The organism is Cupriavidus sp. 05T313, from assembly GCF_056396665.1.
Genome location: NZ_JBFTLX010000276.1, coordinates 1 through 8,857 on the forward strand (window position 1 = coordinate 1; position 8,857 = coordinate 8,857).

Annotated in this window: 9 protein-coding genes; all 9 read left to right on the forward strand. The window is 59.0% G+C overall.

Annotation, left to right across the window (positions count from 1 at the left end):
• The first annotated feature begins 522 nt into the window (after nt 1-522).
• The 9 genes from AC1DKD_RS35395 (at nt 523) to AC1DKD_RS35435 (ending at nt 8,404) form a co-directional block, all read left to right on the forward strand.
• The gene (locus AC1DKD_RS35395) at nt 523-864 is read left to right on the forward strand and encodes a carboxymuconolactone decarboxylase family protein (RefSeq protein ID WP_006159602.1); all 342 of its coding nucleotides are present in this window, start codon (nt 523-525) and stop codon (nt 862-864) included.
• A gap of 26 nt (nt 865-890) precedes the next feature.
• Nucleotides 891-1,577, forward strand: coding sequence for a hydrolase (locus tag AC1DKD_RS35400; protein ID WP_441629718.1), 687 nt, complete (start codon nt 891-893; stop codon nt 1,575-1,577).
• A gap of 97 nt (nt 1,578-1,674) precedes the next feature.
• Complete coding sequence (locus AC1DKD_RS35405; RefSeq protein WP_477144323.1) at nt 1,675-1,965, forward strand: DUF1427 family protein; 291 nt, start codon at nt 1,675-1,677, stop codon at nt 1,963-1,965.
• Nucleotides 1,962-3,854, forward strand: coding sequence for an amidohydrolase (locus AC1DKD_RS35410; RefSeq protein WP_441629716.1), 1,893 nt, complete (start codon nt 1,962-1,964; stop codon nt 3,852-3,854). Before AC1DKD_RS35405 ends, AC1DKD_RS35410 begins: the two co-directional genes overlap by 4 nt.
• A gap of 1 nt (nt 3,855) precedes the next feature.
• The gene (locus tag AC1DKD_RS35415) at nt 3,856-4,326 is read left to right on the forward strand and encodes a DoxX family protein (RefSeq protein ID WP_441629715.1); all 471 of its coding nucleotides are present in this window, start codon (nt 3,856-3,858) and stop codon (nt 4,324-4,326) included.
• The gene (locus AC1DKD_RS35420) at nt 4,323-5,237 is read left to right on the forward strand and encodes a glyoxalase (protein ID WP_441629714.1); all 915 of its coding nucleotides are present in this window, start codon (nt 4,323-4,325) and stop codon (nt 5,235-5,237) included. The genes AC1DKD_RS35415 and AC1DKD_RS35420 overlap by 4 nt, the downstream gene beginning before the upstream one ends.
• Nucleotides 5,238-5,261: 24 nt before the next feature.
• Nucleotides 5,262-5,975: a YoaK family protein gene (locus AC1DKD_RS35425; protein WP_441629713.1), complete on the forward strand. Its 714-nt coding sequence runs from the start codon at nt 5,262-5,264 to the stop codon at nt 5,973-5,975.
• Between the two features lie 104 nt (nt 5,976-6,079).
• Nucleotides 6,080-7,507: an alginate export family protein gene (locus AC1DKD_RS35430; protein ID WP_477144324.1), complete on the forward strand. Its 1,428-nt coding sequence runs from the start codon at nt 6,080-6,082 to the stop codon at nt 7,505-7,507.
• Between the two features lie 150 nt (nt 7,508-7,657).
• On the forward strand, nt 7,658-8,404 hold the full coding sequence (locus AC1DKD_RS35435) for a TrmB family transcriptional regulator (RefSeq protein WP_441629711.1): 747 nt from the start codon (nt 7,658-7,660) through the stop codon (nt 8,402-8,404).
• Nucleotides 8,405-8,857 lie beyond the last annotated feature (453 nt).

Consider the following 8,857-nt stretch of genomic DNA (forward strand, 5'->3'; position numbering starts at 1 on the left):
ACTCATGGATTCGCTCGATGCCTGCTGCCCGCTTCCCCAGAGTTCGGTGATCGCGCGTTCGCTGGAACTCCACCGCGCGGTTGTTCGCGCGCGACAACCGGCCAGGCATTTCGAGCGCGCGCATCGTGGTCGAAATAGGGGCCGGTTCGGTGCAAATTGTAACCCTCCAGGCTCAACAATTCTTACGCCTTCGTGGCCGTATCAGTCGTCGCGGGATCTGCTTGCGTGCATCGCTCTTCCCCTGAAGCCTCTGAACGCACTTCCGGCCGTTTCGTTCGCCACCATAGTACATATTTTATCGTTATAAATCATGCAGTTAAGATATTTTTAAGGTAGTTAATGCGTGCTGCTTTGACAGTCAATCGTCCGACTCCTAGGATTGACCTCGTGATCTCGTTTTGCATCCAGCGTTGAACGTAACCAGTAGCTCGACGCAACCCTCGCGCGCTTTGCACTCGCCGATGCGAACTGCTGGACCAGGCCACATACATCCCTTTCGAAGTCATCTCACGGAGCTATCTCATGCTTGAGTGGAAACAGGAAATTCAGGACATCAGTTCTCGCCTCAAAGAACTGTCCACGCGCACGCCGGACACCATTCGCGGTTTTGGGCTTATCGCTGGTGCGGGTGCCAAAACCGAGCAACTCGGCGCGAAGACGCGTGAACTCATCGCGCTGGCCGTCGCAGTCACCACGCGCTGCGATGGTTGCATCGCCTTCCATGCAGCCGAGGCCGTCAAGCTCGGCGTGTCCGACGAAGAGATCGCAGAAGCGCTCGGCGTCGCCATCAACCTGAACGCCGGCGCCGCCATTACGTACAGCACGCACGTGCTGGACGCCATCGACGCGCTGAAGCAAGCCTAACCGTTACACCCTGACAGGATCCCATCATGACCAATCCCAAGCTTGAAGTACTGACCCCTCAAAACAGCCAGTTGATTTTCATTGACCACCAGCCGCAGATGGCATTCGGTGTCCAGTCCATGGACCGGCAGGTGCTGAAGAACAACGTCGTCGGCCTCGCCAAGGCAGCGAAGATCTTCAACATCCCGACCACCATCACGACCGTGGAAACGCAAAGCTTCTCGGGATTCACCTACCCGGAGCTGCTCGACGTTTTCCCCGGCCAGCCCCTGCTCGAGCGCACTTCAATGAATTCGTGGGACGACCAGAAGGTTCGTGACGCGCTGGCGGCGAACGGTCGCAAGAAGATCGTGGTCTCGGGCTTGTGGACGGAGGTTTGCAACAACACCTTCGCACTCAGCGCCATGGCCGATGCCGGGTACGAAATCTATATGGTGGCCGACGCCTCAGGCGGCATTACGAAGGAAGGACATGACTTCGGCATGCAGCGCATGATCCAGGCCGGCGTCGTACCCGTGACGTGGCAACAGGTGGTGCTCGAATGGCAGCGCGACTGGGCGCGTCGCGATACGTATGACGCCCTCATGAGTGTGGTCAGGGAACACTCCGGCGCATACGGGATGGGTGTCGACTACGCTTACACCATGGTGCACAAAGCGCCACAGCGAGCGGTCGGCTCTCATGAGATCGTGCCTCCGGTTCCGGCAAAGTAATCGGCGGCCCTCCGTCTCATTTGGTGGCCCGCGTCCGGCCCGATGCAGCGTAATAGTGTGGCCGGACGTGCCCAGCAGCAGCAGGAGAGATGTGCCGATGAAGATCTATCTGTTCTCATTAGGTGCCGGCGTTCTGGTCGGCGTCAGCTACTACCTGATCGGCGTGCGGTCGCCCGCGCCACCGCTCGTTGCACTGGTCGGGCTGYTCGGCATTCTTGCCGGAGAGCAGTTCATACCGATCAGTCAGCAATATTTCCGTGGCGCCGTCCACTCGACAGTGAAGCGCGCATCAAATGACGCAACCGCAGCGTCCGGCACATTGCAGTACGGCGTCTCCGGCACTACGGCTGTGCGCAAGTCTGCAAAGAACGAGGAGACCCGCTCATGATTGCCTCCGCCAAAGCCCCCGACCTGATCCTGCACAACGGCCGGATTACCACGCTTGACAAGGCGAAGCCAGTCGCAACTGCCGTTGCCATCCACGAGGGACGATTTTCAGCGATTGGCGGCGACGCCGAGATCCTGTCTCTGGCAGGACCGGCAACGAACGTGATCGACCTTAAGGGACGGTCCGCCTTGCCAGGACTGATCGACAACCATACGCACGTCGTGCGCGGTGGCCTGAACTTCAACATGGAACTGCGGTGGGACGGCGTGCGCTCGCTTGCCGATGCGATGAACATGCTGAAGCGCCAGGTTGCCATTACGCCGCCACCCCAATGGGTTCGGGTGGTAGGTGGCTTCACGGAGAATCAGTTCGTCGAAAGGAGACTTCCCACCATCGACGAACTCAATGCCGTCGCGCCCGATACGCCTGTATTCATCCTTCATCTTTACGACCGCGCGTTGCTGAATGGCGCCGCCCTGCGGGCCGTGGGCTACACGAAGGACACGCCCGAGACGCCGGGCGGGCAGATCATGCGAGACGGCGACGGCAACCCAACTGGCCTTCTTCTTGCCAAGCCAAACGCGACGGTCCTCTACGCCACGCTGGCCAAGGGCCCAAAACTGCCATTCGACTACCAGCTCAATTCCACCCGTCATTTCATGCGCGAGCTGAACAGGCTGGGCGTGACGAGCGTCATCGATGCGGGCGGCGGATCGCAGAACTACCCCGAAGACTACGAAGTCATCCGCAAGCTTGCAGACGAGGGGCAAATGACGATTCGTCTGGCCTACAACCTGTTCACGCAGAAGCCGAAAGCGGAAAAAGATGACTTCCTGAACTGGACCAGATCGTCGAAGTACAAGCAAGGCGACGAGTATTTCCGTCATAACGGTGCCGGCGAAATGCTGGTGTACTCAGCGGCCGATTTCGAAGACTTTCGCGTACCGCGGCCGGACATGCCGCCGCAGATGGAAGCGGATCTGGAAGACGTCGTACGCGTGCTCGCCGAGAATCGCTGGCCATGGCGCATGCATGCCACCTACGATGAAACCATCAGCAGAGCGCTGGATGTGTTTGAAAAAGTGAATCGCGACATTCCCCTGAGCGGACTGAACTGGTTCTTCGATCATGCCGAGACCATCTCGGAGCGATCAATGGACCGTATCGCCGCCCTCGGCGGCGGTATCGCGGTGCAGCATCGCATGGCGTACCAAGGTGAATACTTCGTCGAACGATATGGCGCCAAGGCTGCCGAGGCGACGCCGCCGGTTGCGCGAATGCTGGAGAAAGGCGTGCGAACGTCGGCCGGGACCGACGCGACGCGCGTGGCGTCATACAACCCCTGGGTGTCTCTAGCCTGGCTGGTGACAGGCAAGACCGTCGGAGGCCTGCGCCTGTATCCGCATCGGAATCTCCTTGACCGTGATACCGCGCTGCGCATGTGGACAGAGAAGGTGGCGTGGTTCTCGAACGAGGAAGGCGCCAAGGGTCAGGTCATGGCCGGTCAATTGGCCGACCTGATCGTTCCGGACCGCGACTTCTTCACCTGTTCTGAAGACGAGATTGTGAACACGACGTCGGACCTGACGATCGTTGGCGGCCGCGTTGTCTACGGGGCAGGCGATTTCCAGCATCTTGACCGCAATGCGCCACCGCCGGCGATGCCTGACTGGTCGCCCGTCCGCAAATTCGGTGGCTTCGGCGCCTGGAAGGACTCGGACGGCAAGCGCGAACGCGCATTGCAGCAGGTGGCCGCGGCGTCCTGCGCTTGTGCAAAAACCTGTGCGGTCCATGGGCACGACCATGCCCGCGCCTGGGCGAGCAATGCGCCGACATCCGACCTGCGCTCGTTCTGGGGTGCGCTGGGCTGTGCCTGCTGGGCGGTGTGACATGGAATATCGCGCGCAAGTCAATCCGCCTTGGGTTGCCACCCTGCTCACGCAGCCATGGCTGCCGCCTGCGGCCCGTGCCATGCTTGTCTCCGCCTACGTCATAGGCGGTCTGACCAAGCTGTTCGGCTTCCACGCCGCCGTGCTCGAGATGGAACACTTCGGATTGCACCCGGGGGGGTTGTGGGCGGTGGCAACCATCATTGTCGAACTTGGCGGCTCAGTCTGCGTAATCTTCAATCGATGGCTGTGGTTGGGCGCCGGTGGGCTGGGCGTGCTGACGTTGGTCGCCATGCTCGTGGCCAATGACTTCTGGAATCTGGCAGGAAACGCGAGGCTTATGGCGTTGAATGGATTCTTCGAGCACCTCGGCCTCATCGCGGCGCTGCTCATGGCGACCATCCTCGCTGGAGCGGCGCCCCTCACCGGCAATTCCGCCCGCAATCAAAACTGGAAGGAATTTCATCAATGAACCTGAATCTTCGTTCTGCCGTTGTCACGGCGGCACTCGTCGCGGGCCTGGCTGTGTCTGCTCTTGTGCCGTCTGTTGCGTCCGCAGCGTCCGCCAGCGCGCCACCGCTCGCTGTTGGCCCCCAGTACGACACGACCCACGTCTACGTGGCGCCGGAAGATTTCGACAAGTTTACGGACAGCTTCGTGGCAACCTTTGGGGGCCACAAGTCACAACAGGGCGTATTCCAGGTTACGCCGACGCCCAGTCAGACGATGTCGCAGCTCGTCTTTACCCCGGTTGGCACGGTGTCCGTGTTCGGCTTCAAGACGCCCGTCCCGTATCCCTTCGGAAGCGAGCGAACCGGCTATCTTGTAGAAGACATGGACGCAGCCGTCAGGTCCGCCCGGGAGCACGGTGCGGACGTCAAGGTTGCGACGTTCCCGGATCCTATCGGCCGCGATGCCATCATTACGTGGCCTGGCGGCGTCAACATGCAACTCTACTGGCACACCCAGGCACCCAAGTATGACGCCCTCGAAACCGTCCCGGAGAATCGCGTCTATGTGTCACCCGAGCGCGCCGATGCGTTGATTCGTGACTTTGTTGCCTTCTCCCGCGGCAAAGTCGTGTCTGATGATCCGCATGCGGCCGGCGTTGAGATCGGCAATCCGACAGGCACGTATAGGCGTGTGAGACTCGACTCCGGCTTCGGCAAGATGACGATACTGGTGACCAACGGGCATTTGCCGTACCCCTTCGGCCATGAAATGACCGGCTATGAAGTCAAGGATCTCGCCGCCACACTGGCGAAGGCGAAAGGCGCGGGAGCAACGGTGCTGGTGCAGCCGTTTACGTCGGACCAGCGCGAGTCTGCGCTGGTTCAGTTCCCAGGCGGATACATCGCAGAAATCCATGCAACGGTCCGGTGACGGACGACGTATTACGGAAGGTGAATGATGAGACGTGATGACACCCTGCTCGCGTGCATAGCTGGCTACGTCGACACCCTTAGTGTCGTGGCACTTTTCGGGCTGCTCACCGCCCACGCCATGGGCAAGGACTTCGTGCTGATGAAGCTGATGGCCATTCCCGCCTTCCTGGCCGGCGTGGTTATCACGAGTCTGGTTGCGAGTACCGAAGCCGTGGCATCGCAAAACGCGGCATGGCGTGTCTACGCAATGCAGGCTGCGCTGATGCTTGCCTTTTGCGCCGCCGGCATTGCCGCTGCTCCCATCGTTCACCCCGACGACATACTGGTCATCCTTTGCGGGATGCTCGGTGCGGCGGCGATGGGAGTACAAAACGCACGCGACCGTTTGATCTCGCGGCAGGGGCATGTGCCCAACACCGTCAAGGCGGAACACATGACGCAGATAGTGCTGGACCTGTTCGAACTGCTGTCGCCAGCGAGTTCATCCGACACGAAAGCCACCTCGCGCGAACGCCTGGAAAGAACTGCCCCCGCGGTCTCGTCGTTCGCATGCGGAGCTGTGGGCGGCGCAATAGGTTACGCCAATGTGGGCTTCTGGGCACTACTATTGCCCTTCCTCGCGCTCTTGTGGCTGACGTTCAATGCGTCAAGACGGCAACAAGGCGTGACCGCTCCTCTGACCCGCATGGATGGTGGCAGCCAGCAAAGTCGGACGGCAAGCCCAGCCGGCCGCTAGCTTCGCAACGAGTACTACCTGCGGCGACCAACACTTGGCGCGCATCCAAAAGTGTCACAGGAGTGAGCGCCATGACTCGCGCATTGTTCCGCCCCCTCTACGAAATGAATACTCTCTCGTGCCTGGTCATGAGTTGTGTTGTTCTGACGCTAGCATTCGCTGGAAATGCGTATGCGGAGCAAGCCGAAGAAGCGAGCATAGAGAGTGTGCCTGCTTGTTCCGCCAGGCGCCCTGAGGTACTTTTCAATCGYTGGCAGGAAGATTGGTCGGCGCTTGCGGATCCATGCGTGCCACGAGAGCCGCTCGACGGCTTGAAGTACATCCCGCTTGGCGGGGATCCCAAATCCTATCTGTCGCTGGGCGCGAACTTGCGGGAGCGCATGGAGGTCAACAATGCGCCGCTCTTCGGACTCGGTACGGCACGCAACGACACCTATGTCATCCAACGCGCGCAGATCAGCGCCGATGCGCGTATTGGCCCGTATTTGCAGGTTTTTGCCCAGATCGAGGATGCGAGGCCGTTTGGCAAAGATGCGGTCACGCCCGTAGACAAGAATCCGGTGGACCTGGAGCAGGCCTTCGTGGCATGGGTCAGCCCGTTGGGTCCCGGCACATTCAAGTTTCGCGTCGGGCGCCAGGAAATGGCGTTCGATCTGCAGCGGTTCATTTCCGTGCGCGATGGTCCGAATGTACGGCAGGCTTACGATGCGGTCTGGGCAGACTACGAATACGGAAAGTGGCGATTTATCGGCTACCTGACGCAGCCCGTTCAGTATCGCGATGCGGAGGTATTCGACGATGTCTCCAACCGTCGCCTGACCTTTAGTGGCGCGCGTTTCGAACGCAAGGATGTCGGACCCGGCGACCTGTCCGGCTACTACTCCGCCTATAACCGCTCCAGCGCCAATTATCTGGATGCGGCGGGCGGTGAGCACCGCAATGTTTTCGATCTCCGCTACTCTGGAAAGGCCAGCCGCATCGATTGGGATGTCGAGACGATGTACCAGTCCGGTCATGTCGGAAACAAATCCATCAATGCGTGGGCCGTGGGCTCCATCGTCGGCTACACGCTTGACATGCCATGGTCACCGCGCCTGGCGCTGCAGGTCGATGGGGCGTCGGGTGACAAGCATCCAGGAGACGGAAGTCTGGGCACGTTCAATCCCCTGTTCCCCAATGGCTACTACTTCACGCTTGCCGGCTATACGGGCTATGCAAACATCCTTCACGTCAAGCCATCGATCAAGGTCAAACCGAAGAGTAACCTGACAATCCTGGGGGCAGTCGGATTCCAGTGGCGTCAGACGACAGCGGACGCCGTGTACCAACAGCCCAATGTTCCTGTGCCCGGTACGGCCGGAAGAGGCAGCAAATGGACAGGCGCCTATCTGCAACTGCGTGCTGACTGGGCCATTACCGCGCACCTGACAGGTGCGGTCGAAGCCGTGCATTTCCAGGTGGGCGACTCGATTCGTAATATCGGCGGACGCAATTCAGACTACGTTGGGGTGGAGCTAAAATACGGCTGGTAGAGGGCCCCTTTCCACGGTACGTGAACATTTTGTCTAGCTTGCGATCCGGTAATGGCAGTAGTCCCTCTTGGGGTCGGCGCCGCACCCCGTGCGGGCCAGGTGTGCCATTCGCCTCAAATCTGGAGCATCGACTAGAAGAGGACCCGATCCATGAACATGGTTGAAATGCTGCAAGCGGCGGGCATTGATGGCCACAAGGCCGACTTTTACCTCGCCTCACTGGAACTGGGCGAAGCAACTGTTGCTGCAATCGCACAAAAAGCAGGTATCGGGCGAACTAATGCCTACGAAGTGCTGGACAGGCTCGTAGCGTCGGGCTTCGTATCGACGATCCAGAAAGGCGCACGCTCTTATGTAATTCCACAGGATCCGATCATGCTGTTACGCAAGATCGAATCTCAGCGTCAAATCATTCAGGAAGTTCTCCCTCAACTCCGCTCCATTCACAATTCCTCTGGAGGAAAACCGAAAGTCCGATTTTTCTCGGGATTGGAGGGCATCAAGACTGTCATGAGTGAAACGCTGGAATGTCAATCGAAAGAAGTCAGCGCGATCATGTCTAACAGCGAGCTGTTCCGTACCCCAGGCTTTGACTTCATCAATGATCTTATAGCCCGTCGCGCGAAGGCAGGGATCAATATGCGCGTCATTCGTACTGGGCCGGGCGATTCTCGGGATTTATGGCGATCGTCAAAAAAGGACCGGCGAGAACTTCGGTGCGCACCGGAGGACTTTGAAATGGGTGTGACAACTTATCTATTCGACGACAAAGTGTCCATCATTTCCTCACGTGCCGAGCACTATGCACTGTCGATCCAAAGCCCGGAGTTCTTTGCTTTTCAGATGAGCCTCTTCGAAATACTCTGGAGCGTTAGCGCTCCAGTTAGTGCGAGCTAAGCCCAAGGTTTGACTCGAACCAGTGCTCGCTCTTCTGGCAACACGCATCGTGGGATGCGTGCATTGCGCCTGCCGCAGCGACCGCCGCCCTGACCGTCGCCCTGACAGGGCGGTGGATCCGCGCAATCTCGGCCGCAAGCGACGCACCTGGCGGGAGCCCACTGCCGCTCCTGGCCCATAGTCACTAAGGGCTCGGACGATTCATCGTCAAATCAGACACAGCCCGCTATCCAAGACGACACGAGCACTCTGCGGAGGACGCAGATGCGCTTAAATCCAAAGCGACCTGAAAGTTGCTTTTTATCAAGCGCCTCATGAATTACTTAAACCAATTTCGTTCGCTTAGATAGTACAATATTTATTCTTATAAATCATATATTTAGTACGTTTTTTGAAAATTTTGGTCGCATAATTTTGACGTGAAAATGCCTGCCTTCTAGACTTCAGTCACCA